The 19,319-nt window shown below is 40.6% G+C and carries 23 protein-coding genes and 2 other annotated features; all 23 genes read left to right on the top strand.

What is annotated here, in order from left to right:
- Positions 1-174: 174 nt before the first annotated feature.
- The 23 genes from BO219_RS14215 (at position 175) to BO219_RS14105 (ending at position 19,119) form a co-directional block, all read left to right on the top strand.
- Positions 175-636 (top strand): CtsR family transcriptional regulator, encoded by a 462-nt coding sequence (locus BO219_RS14215; RefSeq protein WP_006322691.1) that lies wholly within the window; start codon positions 175-177, stop codon positions 634-636.
- 14 nt (positions 637-650) lie between these two features.
- Complete coding sequence (locus tag BO219_RS14210; RefSeq protein WP_035020791.1) at positions 651-1,193, top strand: protein-arginine kinase activator protein McsA; 543 nt, start codon at positions 651-653, stop codon at positions 1,191-1,193.
- 4 nt (positions 1,194-1,197) lie between these two features.
- The gene (locus tag BO219_RS14205; RefSeq protein ID WP_077429992.1) at positions 1,198-2,262 is read left to right on the top strand and encodes a protein-arginine kinase McsB; all 1,065 of its coding nucleotides are present in this window, start codon (positions 1,198-1,200) and stop codon (positions 2,260-2,262) included.
- 20 nt (positions 2,263-2,282) lie between these two features.
- Positions 2,283-4,715: an ATP-dependent protease ATP-binding subunit ClpC gene (clpC, locus tag BO219_RS14200; protein WP_041637576.1), complete on the top strand. Its 2,433-nt coding sequence runs from the start codon at positions 2,283-2,285 to the stop codon at positions 4,713-4,715.
- Between the two features lie 58 nt (positions 4,716-4,773).
- Positions 4,774-6,168 (top strand): DNA repair protein RadA, encoded by a 1,395-nt coding sequence (radA, locus tag BO219_RS14195; RefSeq protein WP_004888620.1) that lies wholly within the window; start codon positions 4,774-4,776, stop codon positions 6,166-6,168.
- 89 nt (positions 6,169-6,257) lie between these two features.
- Entirely contained in the window at positions 6,258-7,346 is a 1,089-nt protein-coding gene (locus BO219_RS14190) for a PIN/TRAM domain-containing protein (RefSeq protein WP_035020787.1), read from the top strand.
- A gap of 19 nt (positions 7,347-7,365) precedes the next feature.
- Positions 7,366-8,052 (top strand): 2-C-methyl-D-erythritol 4-phosphate cytidylyltransferase, encoded by a 687-nt coding sequence (gene ispD, locus BO219_RS14185; protein WP_077429991.1) that lies wholly within the window; start codon positions 7,366-7,368, stop codon positions 8,050-8,052.
- On the top strand, positions 8,052-8,528 hold the full coding sequence (gene ispF, locus BO219_RS14180; RefSeq protein WP_077429990.1) for a 2-C-methyl-D-erythritol 2,4-cyclodiphosphate synthase: 477 nt from the start codon (positions 8,052-8,054) through the stop codon (positions 8,526-8,528). The genes ispD and ispF overlap by 1 nt, the downstream gene beginning before the upstream one ends.
- 70 nt (positions 8,529-8,598) lie before the next feature.
- Entirely contained in the window at positions 8,599-10,059 is a 1,461-nt protein-coding gene (gene gltX, locus BO219_RS14175) for a glutamate--tRNA ligase (RefSeq protein ID WP_077429988.1), read from the top strand.
- A gap of 42 nt (positions 10,060-10,101) precedes the next feature.
- Positions 10,102-10,321 (top strand) — a binding site (T-box leader).
- Between the two features lie 53 nt (positions 10,322-10,374).
- Complete coding sequence (gene cysE / locus BO219_RS14170; protein WP_077429987.1) at positions 10,375-11,040, top strand: serine O-acetyltransferase; 666 nt, start codon at positions 10,375-10,377, stop codon at positions 11,038-11,040.
- Complete coding sequence (cysS, locus tag BO219_RS14165; RefSeq protein ID WP_077429986.1) at positions 11,021-12,418, top strand: cysteine--tRNA ligase; 1,398 nt, start codon at positions 11,021-11,023, stop codon at positions 12,416-12,418. The genes cysE and cysS overlap by 20 nt, the downstream gene beginning before the upstream one ends.
- 4 nt (positions 12,419-12,422) lie before the next feature.
- Positions 12,423-12,848 (top strand): Mini-ribonuclease 3, encoded by a 426-nt coding sequence (locus BO219_RS14160; protein ID WP_077429985.1) that lies wholly within the window; start codon positions 12,423-12,425, stop codon positions 12,846-12,848.
- Between the two features lie 2 nt (positions 12,849-12,850).
- Positions 12,851-13,588, top strand: a complete 738-nt coding sequence (gene rlmB, locus BO219_RS14155; protein WP_006322676.1) for a 23S rRNA (guanosine(2251)-2'-O)-methyltransferase RlmB — start codon at positions 12,851-12,853, stop codon at positions 13,586-13,588.
- Between the two features lies 1 nt (position 13,589).
- Positions 13,590-14,099, top strand: coding sequence for an NYN domain-containing protein (locus BO219_RS14150; RefSeq protein WP_004888634.1), 510 nt, complete (start codon positions 13,590-13,592; stop codon positions 14,097-14,099).
- A gap of 67 nt (positions 14,100-14,166) precedes the next feature.
- The gene (gene sigH / locus BO219_RS14145; protein WP_004888635.1) at positions 14,167-14,817 is read left to right on the top strand and encodes an RNA polymerase sporulation sigma factor SigH; all 651 of its coding nucleotides are present in this window, start codon (positions 14,167-14,169) and stop codon (positions 14,815-14,817) included.
- A gap of 63 nt (positions 14,818-14,880) precedes the next feature.
- Entirely contained in the window at positions 14,881-15,030 is a 150-nt protein-coding gene (rpmG, locus tag BO219_RS14140) for a 50S ribosomal protein L33 (RefSeq protein ID WP_077429984.1), read from the top strand.
- Positions 15,031-15,062: 32 nt separating this feature from the next.
- Positions 15,063-15,245, top strand: coding sequence for a preprotein translocase subunit SecE (secE, locus tag BO219_RS14135; protein ID WP_006322671.1), 183 nt, complete (start codon positions 15,063-15,065; stop codon positions 15,243-15,245).
- 119 nt (positions 15,246-15,364) lie between these two features.
- Positions 15,365-15,898: a transcription termination/antitermination protein NusG gene (gene nusG, locus BO219_RS14130; RefSeq protein WP_004888641.1), complete on the top strand. Its 534-nt coding sequence runs from the start codon at positions 15,365-15,367 to the stop codon at positions 15,896-15,898.
- 151 nt (positions 15,899-16,049) lie between these two features.
- Positions 16,050-16,475, top strand: coding sequence for a 50S ribosomal protein L11 (gene rplK / locus BO219_RS14125; protein ID WP_003397643.1), 426 nt, complete (start codon positions 16,050-16,052; stop codon positions 16,473-16,475).
- 103 nt (positions 16,476-16,578) lie between these two features.
- Positions 16,579-17,280, top strand: a complete 702-nt coding sequence (gene rplA, locus BO219_RS14120) for a 50S ribosomal protein L1 (RefSeq protein WP_006322669.1) — start codon at positions 16,579-16,581, stop codon at positions 17,278-17,280.
- Between the two features lie 52 nt (positions 17,281-17,332).
- Positions 17,333-17,478 (top strand) — a sequence feature (ribosomal protein L10 leader region).
- Between the two features lie 42 nt (positions 17,479-17,520).
- On the top strand, positions 17,521-18,021 hold the full coding sequence (gene rplJ, locus BO219_RS14115) for a 50S ribosomal protein L10 (RefSeq protein WP_004888648.1): 501 nt from the start codon (positions 17,521-17,523) through the stop codon (positions 18,019-18,021).
- A 45-nt stretch (positions 18,022-18,066) separates the two neighbouring features.
- Entirely contained in the window at positions 18,067-18,432 is a 366-nt protein-coding gene (gene rplL / locus BO219_RS14110; RefSeq protein WP_077429983.1) for a 50S ribosomal protein L7/L12, read from the top strand.
- 87 nt (positions 18,433-18,519) lie between these two features.
- Positions 18,520-19,119 carry a class I SAM-dependent methyltransferase gene (locus tag BO219_RS14105; protein ID WP_077429982.1) on the top strand — a complete coding sequence of 200 codons (600 nt, stop codon included), beginning with the start codon at positions 18,520-18,522 and terminating at the stop codon, positions 19,117-19,119.
- Positions 19,120-19,319: the final 200 nt, after the last annotated feature.

The raw sequence follows: 19,319 nt of genomic DNA, 5'->3' as shown, positions 1-19,319 counted from the left end.
CCGGGCAAGAAAAAGACCAAGACTAAATTGTCTTGGTCTTTTTGTTTTATATCGTGAATGCAATGGGTAAAATATATGAGAAAAAGAAGGGAATCCTTGCATTTTTGAAGAAATCCGTATATATTAAAATTAAAGTCAAATATAGTCAAAGTCAACTGACAGAGGAGGGATTATGTGAGGAATATCTCTGATGTCATTGAGCAATATTTAAAACAAGTATTAAATATGAGCGGAAAAGATATCGTTGAGATTAAACGAAGCGAAATTGCAGACAAGTTTCAGTGTGTTCCTTCGCAAATAAATTATGTCATTAACACACGCTTTACGTTAGAAAGAGGATACATTGTCGAGAGTAAACGAGGTGGTGGTGGCTATATTCGCATAATGAAAGTGAAAACTCAAAATACTTCTCAGCTTATTGATCATTTATTGTCACTTGTCCAAGAAAGAATTAGTCAAACAAATGGAGAACATATTATTCAACGCTTATTAGATGAAAAGGTAATTTCAAAACGAGAAGCGAATATGATGTTAAGCATTATTGATCGCACGGTTTTATCTCTTGACCTTCCTCATCGTGACGAGTTGCGTGCGCGCATATTAAAAGCGATGCTGACATCGTTAAAGTATATGTAGAGAGGGTGAATACTTTGATATGTCAAGAGTGTAATCAACGACCAGCAACGCTTCATTTCACTAAAATTGTTAATGGGGAGAAGACAGAATTTCATCTTTGTGAGCAATGCGCTCACGAAAAAGGCGAAATGTTTATGTTCCCGCATCAAGGAGCTTTTTCAATCAATAATTTAATTGCTGGACTATTAAATATGGATGCATCGCTAAAAGAGCCAAAAGCTCCCTCTTTTCACAATGAACATATATTACAATGTGAGCGTTGTAAAATGACATACGCTCAATTCGTTAAAGTCGGTCGTTTTGGTTGTGCGAGTTGTTATGAAACGTTTCGTAGCCATTTACCACCTATTTTTCGAAAGTTACATGGAGGACATGTAGCGCATGAGGGAAAAATTCCGAAGCGAGTAGGAGGTACGTTGTATGTCCGTAAGCAAATCGGGCAGTTGAAACAAATGTTGCAGGAGCTTATTGCTAAAGAACAATTTGAGAAGGCTGCTGAAGTGCGTGATCAAATTCGAGAACTTGAAGCAAAATTACATGCGGAAGGGGGCGCCTAATTATATGAATGAACATTTGTTTTTCCAACGCGCTCTCAGTCCATGGATGAATGAAGAGGGGCCAGACTCTGATATTGTACTTAGTAGCCGTATTCGTTTAGCGAGAAATATGAAAAAATATCCGTTCCCAACGGTATTTACAAATGAAGAAGCAATGCAAATTGTTCAGTTGTTTGAACGATTATTTTTACAAAAAAGTTTCGATCATATCGGTCCTTTTTTCTTATTAAAAATGAATGAATTACAATCTATTGAAAAACGTGTATTAGTTGAAAAACATTTGATTAGTCCTCATTTAGCTGAAGATTGTACGTTTGGTGCATGTTTATTATCCGAACAAGAAGAAGCAAGTATTATGATCAACGAGGAAGATCATATTCGTATTCAATGTCTATTTGCTGGTTTTCAGCTGAAAGAAGCATTGAAAATGGCAAATGCTTTGGATGATTGGATTGAACAACATATTGACTACGCTTTCGACGAAAAGTACGGTTATTTGACGAGCTGTCCAACGAATGTCGGCACAGGTTTGCGAGCATCTGTAATGATGCATTTGCCGGGTCTTGTGTTAACACAGCAAATGAATCAATTGATTCCTGCGATCAACCAGCTCGGTCTAGTTGTTCGCGGCACGTATGGAGAAGGTAGTGAAGCGTTAGGAAACATTTTTCAAATTTCTAATCAAATTACACTTGGAAAAAGTGAAGAGGATATTGTTGAAGATTTAACAGGAGTTGTTCGTCAACTAATTGAACAAGAACGAATGGCGCGTGAGGCATTAGTCAAAACTTCTAACATACAATTAGAAGATAAGGTATATCGTTCTTACGGTGTGCTAACGAACAGCCGGATCATTGGTTCAAAAGAGGCTGCCCAATGTTTATCTGATGTACGATTAGGCATCGATCTCGGATATATTACGAACGTACCAAAAACAATTTTAACAGAGCTAATGATTTTGACGCAGCCCGGCTTTTTACAAAAGTATGCTGGTGGTGCATTACGCCCGCAAGAACGTGATGTTCGTCGTGCATCGCTCATTCGTGAACGATTACACCAATGGAAGTGAATTAAAGGAGGTTGATGAAAATGATGTTCGGACGTTTTACAGAACGAGCACAAAAAGTGTTAGCATTAGCGCAAGAGGAAGCGGTTCGGTTAGGACATAACAATATCGGAACAGAGCACATTTTGCTCGGTCTTATTCGAGAAGGGGAAGGAATTGCAGCAAAAGCGCTTATGGCGCTCGGATTAGGGCCAGATAAAATTCAAAAAGAAGTTGAATCGCTCATCGGACGTGGAAACGAAGTAGGACAAACGATTCATTACACGCCTCGTGCCAAAAAAGTAATTGAATTGTCAATGGATGAAGCTAGAAAACTTGGGCACTCTTACGTCGGTACAGAGCATATTTTGCTTGGTCTTATTCGAGAAGGAGAAGGTGTAGCGGCTCGCGTTTTAAATAACTTAGGGGTAAGCTTAAATAAAGCTCGCCAACAAGTACTTCAATTATTAGGAAGCAACGAGTCTGCTTCAGGACATCATGGGGGAACAACGCATGCCAATACCCCAACATTAGATAGTTTAGCCCGCGATTTAACAGCGATCGCTCGTGAAGGCGGTTTAGACCCTGTCATTGGAAGAAGTAAAGAAATTCAACGCGTCATTGAAGTGTTAAGCCGTAGAACGAAAAATAACCCTGTTTTAATCGGGGAGCCAGGTGTAGGAAAAACGGCTATTGCTGAAGGACTAGCTCAACAAATCGTCAATAACGAAGTGCCAGAGACGCTTCGTGATAAGCGTGTCATGACGCTTGACATGGGAACGGTCGTGGCAGGTACAAAATATCGTGGAGAATTTGAAGATCGTTTGAAAAAAGTGATGGATGAAATTCGTCAAGCAGGAAATATCATTTTGTTTATTGACGAATTGCATACGCTCATCGGAGCTGGTGGCGCAGAGGGAGCTATTGATGCATCAAATATTTTAAAACCGTCTCTTGCACGTGGAGAGTTGCAATGTATTGGCGCAACAACATTGGATGAATATCGCAAATATATTGAAAAAGATGCGGCGTTAGAAAGACGTTTTCAACCAATTCATGTTGGTGAGCCGACAGTTGAAGAATCGATCCAAATTTTAAAAGGGTTGCGAGATCGTTATGAGGCTCACCATCGCGTTTCGATTTCAGATGAGGCAATTGAGCAAGCTGTGAAGCTTTCAGATCGCTACATTTCAGATCGATTTTTACCAGATAAAGCAATTGACTTAATTGACGAAGCTTGCTCGAAAGTACGTTTACGTTCGTTTACGACACCACCAAATTTAAAAGAGCTTGAACAAAAACTTGAGGAAATTCGTAAAGAAAAAGATGCAGCGGTACAAAGCCAGGAGTTTGAAAAAGCAGCATCATTACGAGATGCAGAACAAAAATTGCGCGAACAACTTGAAGAAACGAAACGAGCATGGAAAGAGAAACAAGGTCAAGAAAACTCCGAAGTAACTGTAGAGGACATCGCAGCTGTTGTATCTAGCTGGACGGGAATCCCGGTTTCCAAATTAGCTCAAACAGAAACAGAACGGTTGTTAAAACTAGAAGAAATTTTACATTCCCGTGTGATCGGACAAGAAGAAGCTGTCAAAGCAGTTGCAAAAGCAGTTCGTCGCGCCCGTGCAGGCTTAAAAGATCCAAAACGCCCAATCGGTTCGTTTATTTTCCTTGGTCCGACGGGTGTCGGAAAAACAGAATTAGCCCGTGCGCTTGCAGAAGCGATGTTTGGTGATGAAGATGCAATGATTCGAATTGACATGTCTGAATATATGGAGAAACATTCGACATCACGTCTTGTCGGTTCACCTCCGGGATATGTTGGCTACGAAGAAGGTGGACAATTAACGGAAAAAGTTCGTCGCAAGCCGTATTCTGTCATCTTATTAGATGAGATTGAAAAGGCTCATCCAGACGTATTTAACATTTTACTACAAGTATTAGAAGATGGGCGTTTAACGGATTCGAAAGGACGGACAGTTGATTTCCGAAATACGATCATTATTATGACATCAAACGTTGGTGCGGATGCGCTGAAGAGAAATAAATACGTTGGCTTCAATGTGCAAGACGAGAGTCAACAGTACAAAGATATGAAAGGGAAAGTGATGGACGAATTGAAAAAGGCGTTTCGTCCGGAATTTTTAAACCGAATTGATGAAATTATTGTGTTCCATTCGCTTGAGAAGAAACATTTGAAAGAAATTGTTTCATTAATGGTTGAGCAATTGAAAAAACGCCTACAAGAACAACAAATCGATTTAGAGTTAACCGATGCCGCAATTGAAAAATTAGCAGAAGAAGGTTACGATTTAGAATATGGTGCACGTCCATTGCGTCGCGCGATTCAAAAACATGTTGAAGACCGTTTATCTGAAGAACTGTTAAAAGGAACAATCGGCAGCGGACAAAAAGTTGTCATGGATGTAAAGGACGGACAGTTTGTTGTGTTGACAAAAGAGACAGTAAAATAACGAAAACAAGGTATGCTTACACGCATACCTTGTTTTTCATCATGAAAGGAATGGAGTTATGGTTAAGCGGAAAACAAAGTTCGTTTGCCAACATTGTGGATATGAAACGGCGAAATGGATGGGGAAATGTCCGGGGTGCCATTCGTGGAATGCGATGGTTGAAGAAACGGAAATAGTAAAACCACACACCCGAGCATTATTTGTGCATACAGAAGGTGGAACAACTAAACCTGTATCGATTACAACGGTGGAAACAACGCAGGAGCCGAGAATTGATACGAAGTTTACAGAATTTAACCGCGTGTTAGGAGGCGGCATTGTTCGTGGTTCTCTCGTTTTGATTGGGGGGGATCCGGGTATTGGGAAATCGACGTTGTTGCTACAAATTTGCGCTCAACTCGCAAGCGATGACTACTCCGTTTTATATATTTCCGGGGAAGAATCGGTAAAACAAACGAAGTTGCGTGCTGAACGGTTGCATGTGACAGCTAAACATTTATACGTTTTATCTGAAACAAACTTAGAACATATTATCCAAACGGTTGACGAGATGAAGCCAGCGTTTGTCGTTATTGATTCCATCCAAACGATATATCGATCAGAAATTACATCGGCCCCAGGGAGCGTTTCACAAGTTCGTGAATGTACGGCAGAGTTAATGAGACTAGCTAAAACAAAAGGTATTGCGATTTTTATAGTTGGGCATGTTACAAAAGAAGGAGCGCTTGCAGGACCGCGCATTTTAGAACATATGGTTGATACTGTATTATATTTTGAGGGAGAGCGTCATCATACGTATCGCATTTTACGGGCAGTGAAAAATCGATTCGGTTCCACAAACGAAATCGGTATTTTCGAAATGAAAGAAATGGGGCTTACCGAAGTCAAAAACCCATCAGAAATTTTTTTAGAAGAGCGTTCGAAAGGTGCAGCTGGGTCAACGGTCGTCGCTTCCATGGAGGGAACGAGACCGGTGTTAGTGGAAATTCAAGCGTTAGTATCGCCGACTAGCTTTGGAACGCCACGTCGAATGGCGACAGGAATAGACCATAATCGCGTATCTTTACTAATGGCTGTGCTTGAAAAAAGAGTTGGTCTGCTTCTTCAAAACCAAGATGCATATTTAAAGGTGGCTGGTGGCATAAAGTTAGATGAACCTGCGATTGACTTAGCGATTGCGGTAAGCATTGCATCTAGCTTTCGAGATCAACCGACAAATCATACGGACGTTGTAATCGGGGAAGTTGGATTAACAGGGGAAGTGCGTCGTGTCTCCCGCATTGAACAGCGTGTACAAGAAGCTGCTAAACTTGGCTTTCAGCGCATCATTATTCCGAAAAGCAACATCGGTGGGTGGAACATTCCAAAAGGTGTTGAAATCATCGGAATAGCTAATGTCGAAGAGGCGCTATACTACGCATTAGGAGAAGGGAAAAATGGTCCAATATTTTAACAAAACCATTAAAAAATGATTAAAAATGATGTTCAGATTGGTTTCAAACATTGGAAACTGTTTATAATGTAATAGAGGAGGTGAAAAACGTGTTAAGACGAATTGTGCAGGCATCTTTTTTAATTACTGGGGGAATGCTAGGAATTATTTTCTTTCCTACTTTGTTGAAGCTATTACATTTAAACGATCTTCCTTATGTCAATAGCCCATATGTAGCGGCCCCAGTTGGTGCGATCATCGTATTCCTTCTCACGTTCTGGTTAGTCGATCATGTGGTTGGACTTATTCATTGGATGGAAGAAACGTTAGTCAAAGCACCTGTAACTGATTTATTATTTGGAAGTCTCGGTTTGATTTTCGGCTTGATTGTAGCCTTTTTAGTCGTTATTCCATTAAACTCTATTCAAATTCCGCTTGTTAATACGATATTGCCTATTTTTCTTACGCTATTGTTAGGGTATTTAGGATTTCAAGTCGGATTTAAAAAGCGCGATGAGTTAATGGGCTTATTTTCGTTGTCAAACCGAAGTGGCAAGAAAAAAGGTGGCGAAGAAGAGGAGAAAAAAGGAAAATCGCTAAAAATTTTAGATACGAGTGTCATTATTGACGGGCGTATTGCGGATATTTGCCAGACGGGCTTTTTGGAAGGGACGATCGTTATACCGCGTTTTGTCCTAGAAGAATTGCAACATATTGCTGATTCTTCGGATGCACTAAAAAGAAATCGTGGACGGAGAGGGCTTGATATTTTAAACCGTATCCAAAAAGAGTTAGCCATTAACGTTGAAATATACGAAGGCGACTTTGAAGGAATCCAGGAAGTTGACAGCAAGCTCGTCAAATTGGCTCAATTGACATCAGGTGTTGTTGTGACAAATGACTTTAATTTAAATAAAGTATGCGAACTACAAAATGTTCCCGTGTTAAATATTAACGACTTGGCGAACGCGGTAAAACCGATCGTTCTTCCGGGGGAAGAATTGAATGTTCACGTCATTAAAGACGGAAAAGAACAAAATCAAGGCGTTGCCTATTTAGATGATGGAACGATGATCGTTGTAGAGGACGGAAAAGAGTACATTGGGAAACGCGTCGATGTGCTTGTAACGAGCGTGTTACAAACTTCGGCTGGAAGAATGATTTTTGCCAAACTAAAGCTACTTGAAAAAGCATTATAAGCTGTTAGGAGATAGGAGAATGAATTACCATGTCGTTATACCGGCAGCTGGTCAAGGAAAACGAATGAATGCAGGAATAAACAAACAGTTTATTGAGCTTGAAGGGATACCGGTTATTATTCATACGTTACGTGTATTTGAAAGAGATGATTTTTGTCAAGGTGTTGTGTTAGTTATTAACGATCAAGAACGTGACCAATTTGTTCGTATGCTTCGTTGTTTTGAAATAAAAAAAGTGAATGCTCTTGTTTCAGGAGGGGAAGAAAGACAGCAGAGCGTCTATAACGGACTAAAAGCGGTCAACGATGGTCACATTGTGCTCATTCACGACGGTGCTCGCCCGTTTGTAACAATCAAGAAAATTCACGAACTTGTGCATGCAACAAAGGAGACGGGAGCAGCTGTGCTCGCTGTTCCTGTCAAAGATACAATGAAACAGGTGGTCGATGGCCATATTGAGAAAACGGTCGATCGATCGAGCTTGTGGGCTGTGCAAACGCCACAAGCTTTTTCCATGTCATTAATTCTTAATGCCCATGAGCGGGCAAAAAAAGAGCGATTTATCGGAACAGATGATGCCAGTCTTGTTGAGCGGATGGGTCATCGTGTCGTCATTGTCGAAGGTGAGTATACAAACATTAAACTAACGACACCGGAAGATTTATTATTTGCGGAAGCGATTTTACGTGCGAGAGGGGATCGATGATGTATCGAATTGGACAAGGGTTTGATGTTCATCAGTTTGCTGAAGGGCGTCCGCTTATCATTGGTGGAATCAACATTCCGTATGAGAAAGGATTGCTCGGACATTCTGATGCGGACGTGTTGTTGCATGCGATTGCTGATGCTTGTTTAGGAGCCATTGGTGAAGGGGATATCGGAAAACATTTCCCTGATACAGATGAAGCATACAAAGACGTTGACTCTGCGCTACTTTTACAACACGTATGGAAACTTGTTCGTCAACACGGGTATACGCTTGTTAACGTTGACTGTACGATTATTGCGCAAAAACCAAAAATGGCACCACATATTCCAAATATGCAAAAACGTATTGCTGAATTGTTAGAAGGGGATATTTCACAAGTTAACGTCAAGGCGACGACAACAGAAAAACTTGGCTTCACAGGGAGAGAGGAAGGAATTGCCGCACAAGCTGTTGTTTTGTTACAAAAAAAATAATGAATGATGGATTTTGTATGCGGTTTACGGTACAATGAGGTACAGAAATTAGGTAGATGGAGGTCATGACATGACACAGGAAGTAAGGGTGCGCTACGCGCCAAGTCCGACGGGTCATTTACATATTGGTGGTGCGCGCACAGCGTTGTTTAACTATTTGTTTGCTCGTCACCATCATGGGAAATTCATCGTTCGCATTGAAGATACAGATATTGAGCGGAATGTAGAAGGTGGCGAACAATCACAGCTTGAAAACTTGAAATGGCTCGGTATTGAATATGATGAATCGGTAGACAAAGACGGAGGATATGGTCCTTATCGTCAAACGGAGCGTCTGCATATTTATCGCCAATATACAAACGAATTGTTAGAAAAAGGCTATGCGTATAAATGTTTTTGTACGCCTGAGGAGCTAGAGCAAGAGCGTGAGGCACAAAAAGCGGCGGGCATTGCGGCACCGCAATATAGTGGCAAATGCCGTCATTTAACGCCAGAGCAAGTTCAACAGCTTGAATCTGAAGGAAAACCGTATACGATTCGTTTAAAAGTACCGGAAGGAAAAGTATATGAATTTGAAGATATGGTGCGCGGTCGTGTATCATTTGAATCGAAAGATATTGGCGATTGGGTGATCGTAAAGGCCAATGGCATCCCGACGTACAACTTCGCTGTCGTCATTGACGATCATTTAATGAAAATTACACATGTATTCCGCGGTGAAGAACATTTATCAAACACACCGAAACAGTTAATGGTGTATGAATATTTCGGTTGGAAGCCGCCAAAATACGCACATTTAACATTAATTGTAAATGAAAATCGTAAAAAATTATCAAAGCGCGATGAGTCAATTATTCAATTCGTTTCTCAATATAAAGAACTCGGATATTTACCAGAAGCGATGTTTAACTTTTTTGCGCTATTAGGTTGGTCGCCAGAGGGAGAAGAAGAAATTTTCACGAAAGAAGAGCTTATTCGCATGTTTGATGTGTCCCGTTTATCAAAATCGCCATCGATGTTTGATAAACAAAAGCTGACATGGATGAACAATCAATATATTAAAAAGCTTGATTTAGATCGGTTAGTGGAACTATCGCTTCCTCATTTAATTCGCGCAGGGCGCTTGCCGGAACAAATGACTGATGAACAGAAACAGTGGGCTCGTGATTTAATCGCACTATATCAAGAGCAAATGAGCTACGGCGCTGAAATTGTTGAGCTATCAGAGTTGTTCTTTAAACAAGAAATCGAGTATGATGAAGAGGCAAAGGCTGTTTTAGCTGGCGAACAAGTGCCGAATGTATTAAAAGCATTTTACGAGCAAATGGAACAGCTTGCAACGTTTGATAGTGACCACATTAAAGCAGCCATTAAAGCGGTACAAAAAGAAACGGGGCAAAAAGGGAAAAACTTATTCATGCCGATTCGTGTGGCGGTAACAGGGCAAACGCACGGTCCCGAACTTCCAGAGGCGATTCGTTTGCTCGGAAAAGAAGCGGTATTGTCTCGATTAGTAAAATTCATCCGTTAACATTTCCTTGTTTATATAATAAAATAGGTGTAACCTATATTGGTGAAAGCGTTGATGAGGAGAAGTAAAAAGAATCAGCATGTCAGAGAGAACCACCTTGGCTGGAAGTGGTTTATGCTTGATTCTTTTGAAATGCACCTCGGAGCCTCCTTTCGAACCAGAGACGTTCTGTAGTAGAATGGAGCGGATTCCCTTCCGTTATAAGGGCAAGAGTGAGCCTTCGGCTAAACAGAGTGGAACCGCGCAACCAAGCGTCTCTGTGTCATTGTACACAGGGACGTTTTTTATTTGAAAAATAACAAAGGGGGGAGCAATATGTTTAAAACATTAAAAGAAGATATTGAAGTTATTTTTGAACAAGATCCGGCAGCAAGAAGTTATTTAGAGGTTATTTTGACGTACTCAGGTTTACATGCCATTTGGGCACATCGTATTGCCCACGCGCTTTATAAGCGAAAATTTTATTTTTTAGCGCGCCTCATTTCGCAAATTAGTCGCTTTTTTACGGGTATTGAAATTCATCCCGGCGCAAAGATCGGTCGGCGCTTTTTCATCGATCATGGTATGGGAGTTGTCATTGGAGAAACGTGCGAAATTGGTGATAACGTGACAGTGTATCAAGGCGTCACACTTGGAGGAACAGGGAAAGAAAAAGGAAAGCGTCATCCGACCATTAAAGATAATTGTTTGATTGCGACTGGCGCCAAAGTGCTTGGTTCCATTACTATTGGAGAAAACAGTAAAATTGGAGCCGGATCGGTCGTGTTGAAAGATGTGCCACCGAACTCAACAGTCGTTGGAATTCCAGGTCGCGTCGTTGTGCAAAATGGCGTGCGTGTGAATAAAGATTTAAATCATTGTGATTTACCGGATCCGATTGCAGATCGTTTTAAAGAGTTAGAAGCAGAAATCGAGCAACTAAAAACACAATTAGAAGAACTAAAGAAAGGAACGGTGAACCATGAGCATTCAAGTATATAATACGTTGACGAGAAAAAAAGAACCGTTTATCCCGTTAGAGCCAAATAAAGTGAAAATGTACGTATGTGGTCCAACAGTATACAACTACATTCATATTGGAAACGCTCGCCCAGCTATCGTATTCGATACGATTCGCCGCTACTTACAATTTCGTGGCTATGAAGTGCAATACGTCTCGAATTTCACGGATGTAGACGATAAACTTATTCGAGCAGCAAGGGAATTAGGTGAAGATGTACCGACCATTGCAGAACGGTTTATTGAGGCGTACTTTGAAGATATTACAGCACTCGGTTGCAAAAAAGCGGACGTCCATCCGCGTGTCACCGAAAACATTGATACAATTATTCAATTTATTGAACAACTGATCGAAAAAGGGTATGCGTATGAAGTGGACGGTGACGTATATTATCGAACGCGTCGTTTCTCTGACTACGGAAAATTATCTCACCAATCGGTCGACGAATTAAAATCAGGTGCTCGTATTGAAGTAGGAGAGAAAAAAGAAGACCCTCTTGATTTTGCTTTATGGAAAGCGGCAAAAGAAGGAGAAATTTATTGGGATAGTCCATGGGGGAAAGGTCGTCCGGGCTGGCATATCGAATGCTCCGCGATGGCACGTAAATATTTAGGGGATACGATTGATATTCATGCTGGGGGACAAGATTTAACGTTCCCGCACCACGAAAATGAAATTGCTCAATCTGAGGCGTTAACAGGAAAGCCTTTTGCGAAATATTGGTTGCATAACGGCTACATTAATATCGATAATGAAAAAATGTCAAAATCGCTTGGGAACTTTATTTTAGTGCACGATATTATTAAGCAAGTTGATCCGCAAGTGCTACGTTTCTTTATGCTTTCGGTTCATTATCGCCATCCGATCAACTATAGCCAACCGTTGCTTGAAAGTGCAAGAAGCGGGTTGGAGCGCTTAAAGACTGCATATACGAACTTAAAACACCGTTTAGAAAGTAGCACGAATTTAACGACAAATGATGAACAATGGCTAGCAAAAATTGAGGAATTAAGAAACGAGTTTATTCGCGAAATGGATGATGATTTTAATACCGCAAATGGGATCGCGGTTTTGTTTGAGCTAGCGAAACAAGCAAATGTCTACTTAATGGAAAATCATACATCGCAACAAGTTATTCAAGCCTTTTTACAACAGTTTGAACAGCTTTTTGATGTGCTAGGCCTTTCTTTACAACAAGATGAGTTGCTTGATGAGGAAATTGAAGCGCTTATCCAACAACGCATTGAAGCACGGAAAAATCGCGACTTTGCATTAGCCGACCGCATTCGCGATGAATTAAAGGCAAAAAACATCATTTTAGAAGATACACCACAAGGGACGAGATGGAGAAGAGGATAAAACGATGTTGCATTTGTTTAGCAAAATGAAAGATTTTCAGCAGTTAAACGGTTTAACGTTAGCCTACATTGGTGATGCCGTATACGAATTATTCGTACGGCATCACCTTCTGACCTTAGGAAAAGTAAAACCAAACGATTTACACAACTTAGCAAAAACGTACGTTTGTGCGAAGGCGCAGGCGAAAGTATTACAATGGTTGCTCAATCATAACCAACTTTCTGAGCAGGAAATGGCTATTGTTCGAAGAGGTCGTAATGCAAAATCAGGGAGTACCCCGAAAAATACAGATGTACAAACGTACCGTCAAAGTACAGGGCTCGAAGCATTAATCGGTTACCATTTTTTGAGTGGAAATGAAGAACGACTTCATCAATTAATGCAGTTGGCGTTACATGTACATCAAAACGATGAGGAAAGGAGGAAGTAATGATGGATCTCATTATCGGTAAGAACCCGGTGTTAGAAGCATTAAAATCTGGACGAGAAATGAATAAAATATGGATTGCTGAAGGCTCACAACGTGGTCAAATGCAATCGATCATTCAGCTCGCAAAAGAGATGGGTATTACGGTACAATATGTTCCTAAAAAAAAGATGGATCAATTAAGTGACGGCAATCATCAAGGGGTCATTGCGCAAGTTGCTGCATACCGATACTATGACATAGATGATTTATTTAAAAAGGCAGAAGAGCAAGGGGAAGCACCATTTTTTATTATTTTAGATGAGCTTGAAGATCCACACAATTTAGGATCGATTATGCGAACAGCTGATGCGGTAGGTGCCCACGGTATCATTATCCCGAAGCGCCGCTCAGTTAGTTTAACAGCAACGGTAGCGAAAGCATCAACGGGTGCGATTGAATATGTACCTGTTGCGCGGGTGACAAACTTAGCGAGAACGGTAGATGAATTAAAAGAGCGGGGCGTTTGGATTTTTGGAACGGACGCAAAAGGAACTCAAGATTATCGTCAACTTGATGGAGTCATTCCGTTAGCCTTAATTATCGGTAGTGAAGGGAAAGGAATAAGCCGTTTATTACGAGATAAATGCGATGTGCTCGTTCGTTTGCCGATGATAGGACATGTCACATCGTTAAATGCCTCGGTTGCGGCGAGCTTGTTAATGTATGAGGTGTACCGAAAGCGTCATCCATTAGGTGAGTAAAATGGATATTTTAATCGTTGATGGCTACAACATCATCGGTGCCTGGCCAGAACTGCGCGAGTTGCGCGATACAGATTTATCGTTAGCGCGCGACCGACTTGTCGAGAAAATGGCAGAATATCAAGCATTTACCGGTTGTAAAGTCATTATTGTTTTCGATGCACACCTCGTACAAGGAACAACAAAAAAATATGTCGATCATCAAGTAGAGGTCATTTTTACAAAGGAAAACGAAACGGCTGATGAGCATATCGAGAAATTGGCGAAATCGCTCCAGCAAGTTCGGACAAAAGTATACGTCGCTACATCAGACTACACGGAACAATGGGCAATTTTCGGTCAAGGAGCGTTGCGCAAATCAGCCCGAGAATTATTGATTGAAGTAGATGCGGTGCAGCGAAATATTTCAACGAACGTCAAGCACATTCAACAAAAAAAGCCGATGTCAAAAATTCCTCTCACAGACGAAGTCGCAAAAATTTTCGAAAAATGGCGAAGAGGGGAAAAATGAACGATTGACCCTGTAAAAAAATGTACTGTATAATACTTTTATCCATGTGCAGGGCGGGGGGATCGGCGTGAGCGCAAATGCAAACAAAAAACAACAAAGCCGTTACGAACAATTAGAAGATGAAATGATTGTAGAACTCGTACATCAAGGTGATAGTGAGGCGCTTGATTACTTAATTCATAAGTATAAAAATTTTGTTCGAGCGAAAGCACGTTCATATTTTTTAGTCGGTGCAGATCGCGAAGATATTGTGCAAGAAGGAATGATCGGGCTATATAAAGCGATCCGGGATTTCAAAGAAGACAAGCAATCTTCATTTAAGGCGTTTGCAGAGTTATGCATTACTCGCCAAATGATTACAGCTATTAAGATGGCTACGCGCCAAAAACACATTCCTCTCAATTGTTACGTTTCATTGGACAAGCCAATTTACGAAGATGATTCTGCCCGTACATTGATGGACGTTCTTTCGGGAACGAAAATAACAAATCCCGAAGAACTAATTATTAATAGAGAAGAGTTCAATCACATTGAAGAAAAGATGACCGAGCTACTCAGCGATTTAGAAAGAAAAGTGCTTCTCCTTTATTTAGAAGGTCGATCATATCAAGAAATTTCGGAAGAGCTCAATCGTCACGTGAAATCCATCGATAACGCGCTACAGCGCGTGAAACGCAAACTAGAAAAGTATGTAGAAATTCAAGGAATTCGTTTATAATATTGACATAAAAAAATATTGTATGATACAGTTTTTAAGACGCAGTGTATCGGAGGAAAACGTATGCGCAAAAAAGTGATTTTAGCGTGTAGTCAATGTTTAAGCCGAAACTATACAACGATGAAAAATATAGCTCATCACGATGAGCGGCTAGAGATGAAAAAGTTTTGTAAAACATGCCATACGCATACGATTCACCGTGAAACGAAGTAAGTTGATGATCCCGAGATGTTGGAGGGTTTTCTATGCAACGAGTAACGAAGTTTTTCCGCGAAGTTGTTCGCGAGATGAAAAAAGTCAGCTGGCCAAAACGAAAAGAACTAGTGAACTATACAATTACCGTTCTGGCGACGGTGGCGTTTTTTACTGTATTTTTTGCTGTTGTTGATTTAGGAATTTCAGAGTTAGTTCGTTTTATACTTGAATAGTGATCGTATATCCATGGTATAATGAAAGATAACAAACAAGAAATAAAGCCCGGTAACGGGTTTTTATTTTGCCTAAAAAAGATTTGTTTAGGGAGGGAAGGACGATATCGTCCCATCAAATGGAAAAGAATTGGTATGTTATTCATACGTACTCGGGTTATGAAAATAAAGTAAAAACGAACTTAGAAAAGCGTGTTGAATCGATGGGCATGCAAGATAAAATTTTTCGTGTCGTTGTGCCTGAGGAGGAAGAAACAGACACAAAAGGCGGCAAAAAGAAAGTCGTCAAAAAGAAAGTGTTTCCTGGTTACGTACTTGTCGAAATGATTATGACAGACGACTCTTGGTATGTCGTTCGTAATACGCCGGGGGTAACAGGATTTGTTGGTTCGGCTGGTGCCGGATCTAAACCGACGCCGCTTCTTGAAGAAGAAGTTTCTGCGATTTTAAAACGAATGGGCGTTGATTTAATTGATTTGGATTTTGATTTTGAATTAAATGAAGCAGTTCGTATTAAAGAAGGTCCATTTGCGAATTTTGTTGGAACGATCCAAGAAATCGAAATGGACAAGCAAAAAGTAACTGTGCTCGTTGACATGTTCGGGCGTGAAACACCAGTAGAGCTTGACTTTTCGCAAATTGAAAAAATATAATAGTAAACAACTTGCAAATGAGCAAGAAAAGTGATAATATTTTAAGGTCAGTATGTCTCAATCATTGAGACGAATGCGATGATTGTTTTCATATATGGAGTGGGAGGGAATATCCCTAATACCACATCACGGACTTAAGGAGGTGTGTCTCGTGGCTAAAAAAGTAATTAAAGTTGTCAAATTGCAAATTCCTGCAGGGAAAGCGAATCCAGCACCACCAGTCGGTCCAGCATTAGGTCAAGCTGGTGTTAACATCATGGGATTCTGTAAAGAATTCAACGCTCGTACAGCTGATCAAGCAGGTTTAATTATTCCTGTTGAAATTACGGTATATGAAGACCGTTCATTTACATTTATTACGAAAACTCCACCTGCTGCTGTATTACTTAAAAAAGCGGCTGGTATCGAGTCTGGTTCTGGTGAGCCAAACCGTAATAAAGTGGCAACAGTAAAGCGCGACAAAGTGCGCGAGATTGCTGAAACAAAAATGCCAGACTTAAACGCGGCGAGCATTGAAGCAGCTATGCGCATGATCGAAGGAACAGCGCGCAGCATGGGTATCGTCATCGAAGACTAATGAAGATCTGGCTGGAGAAGGTTGCGGAAGCGAACTATATAGTTTTCGCAACCTTTATTCGTGGGAGGTCTTTCCGTTAAAACCACAAAAGGAGGAAATAAACATGCCAAAAAGAGGAAAACGTTACTTAGAGGCAGCGAAGTTGATTGATCGCTCAAAAGCATACGCTGTGCAAGAGGCGATCGAATTAGTGAAAAAGACAAACGTTGCAAAATTTGATGCAACAGTAGAGGTTGCTTTCCGTTTAGGAGTTGACCCGAAGAAAGCGGATCAACAAATTCGCGGTGCGGTTGTATTACCACACGGTACAGGTAAAGTACGTCGCGTATTAGTGCTTGCAAAAGGCGAAAAAGCGAAAGAAGCAGAAGCAGCAGGTGCAGATTACGTAGGTGATACAGATTACATCAACAAAATTCAACAAGGTTGGTTTGAGTTTGATGTGATCGTTGCAACTCCTGATATGATGGGTGAGGTAGGTAAAATCGGTCGTATTTTAGGACCAAAAGGTTTAATGCCAAACCCTAAAACAGGAACAGTTACATTTGATGTGGCGAAAGCGGTTAATGAAATTAAAGCTGGTAAAGTAGAATACCGCGTTGACAAAGCAGGAAACATCCACGTGCCGATCGGTAAAGTATCGTTTGATACTGAAAAATTAGTAGAAAACTTCGCAACAATCTATGAGACAATCTTAAAAGTGAAGCCAGCAGCGGCGAAGGGCACATACGTGAAAAACGTAACAGTCGCTTCAACAATGGGACCTGGCGTAAAAGTAGATCCTTCTACAGTTGCTGTTGCTAACTAATTATAGATATTGACTTTTTAGAAACGCTTTAGTATACTATCTATTGTTTGAAAAGCGAATATCATTTGTACCGTAGACAGTAGGTGCCTCATATAGGCTTAATTTCCTACCGAGGTGTTGAGACTCATAAATAAGTGCATCTTGCACTTTTCGGGGGCCTCCATGTCTGCGTTGACATGGAGGTTTTTTATTGAACGGTATAAGTGGTGTCGAAACTCAACTTCTACAGGAGGTGTTGACATGAGCAGCGTACTTGAACAAAAGCAGCAGCTAGTAGCGGAGATTGCTGAAAAGCTTCGCGCGAGCAAATCAACGATCATCGTTGATTATCGTGGTTTAAATGTCGCTCAAGTTACAGAGCTTCGTAAGCAACTTCGCGAAGCGGGCATCGAGTTCAAAGTGTACAAAAACACATTAACTCGTCGTGCTGTTGCTGAGTTAGGATTAGAAGGTTTGGATGAAACATTAACAGGTCCGAATGCGATTGCATTCAGCAATGATGATGTCGTTGCTCCTGCAAAAATTTTAAACGAATTCGCGAAAAAGAACGAAGCGTTAAAAATTAAAGCAGGTATCATCGAAGGTAACGTAGCAACACTTGAGGAAGTTAAGGCGCTTGCAGAGCTCCCATCTCGCGAAGGCTTGCTCTCTATGTTGCTTAGCGTTCTTCAAGCACCAATCCGCAACTTTGCGCTTGTTACAAAAGCAGTTGCTGAGAAGAAAGAAGAACAAGGCGCTTAATTTTCAAATTGCCTAAAACTAAAATATTAAGGAGGAAGATCGATCATGACTAAAGAACAAATCATTGAAGCGGTTAAAAATATGACTGTTTTAGAATTAAACGACTTAGTAAAAGCAATCGAAGAAGAATTTGGTGTAACTGCTGCTGCTCCTGTAGTAGTTGCTGGTGGTGCTGCTGCTGGTGGTGCTGCTGAAGAAAAAACTGAATTCGACGTTATCCTTGCAGATGGCGGCGCGCAAAAAATCAAAGTTATCAAAGTTGTACGCGAACTTACTGGTCTTGGCTTAAAAGAAGCAAAAGACTTAGTAGACAACACTCCAAAGCCAGTTAAAGAAGGCGTTTCTAAAGAAGAGGCTGAAGAAATTAAAGCGAAACTTGAAGAAGCTGGCGCGAAAGTTGAAATTAAGTAATAAAGTAAAGAAGCTCGCTCAAAACGGCGAGCTTCTTTGTGTTTTTATGTGCATTCGTTTACAATAAAGGAAAGAGAGGTGAGAGTGATGGGTGATCACTACTATACGGAGCGACCTGTGGTAGAAAGTAAGCCGTTTCAATGGACGTATATGTTACGAGGTCATCAGTTTTTATTTACCGTTGATCAAGGTGTGTTTTCAAAAAAAGAAGTCGATTTCGGTTCCCGGCTACTAATTGAAACATTCGTGGAACCAAATGTGAGTGGAAATATTCTTGATGTTGGTTGTGGATACGGGCCAATCGGTTTGGCGCTGGCGAAAGATTTTCCTCATCGAATGGTACATATGATTGATGTAAATGAGCGAGCGATTGAGTTGGCTAAGAAAAACAAACAGCAAAATGATGTTGAAAATGCTCAGATTTACATAAGCAACTTATTTGATCGAGTAGAAGGGAAGTTTGCTGCAATTGTGACAAACCCGCCGATTCGTGCAGGAAAAGCAGTCGTTCATTCCATTTTTGAGCAAAGTGCGAACTACTTGCTTCCGGGTGGTCAACTATGGGTTGTCATTCAAAAGAAACAAGGTGCTCCGTCTGCTTTAGAAAAGTTAAAGATGATTTTTGATGAAGTTGATGTTGTGGAAAAGAAAAAAGGTTACTTTATTATTCGAGCACAAAAAGCTTGACGCTACATTTTCAGTATGGTACCATTATAAAATGCTAAATGTGTATTTTTTAGTTTACGTATGCTGTGTATGTATGTATAATTTTAGTTTTAAAGGAAAAACTTATAAAATATATAATAGGTCAAACATGTGGTTTTCTTATAAGAAACCATTTCTTTTTTGTCTGATGACAAGTTATTAATGTTTGATTTGAGGGGTGA

The sequence above is a fragment of the Anoxybacillus kestanbolensis genome (genome assembly GCF_001996285.1).
Classification (GTDB): Bacteria; Bacillota; Bacilli; order Bacillales; family Anoxybacillaceae; genus Anoxybacillus; species Anoxybacillus kestanbolensis_A.
This window is presented reverse-complemented; position numbering and strand designations above follow the sequence as displayed.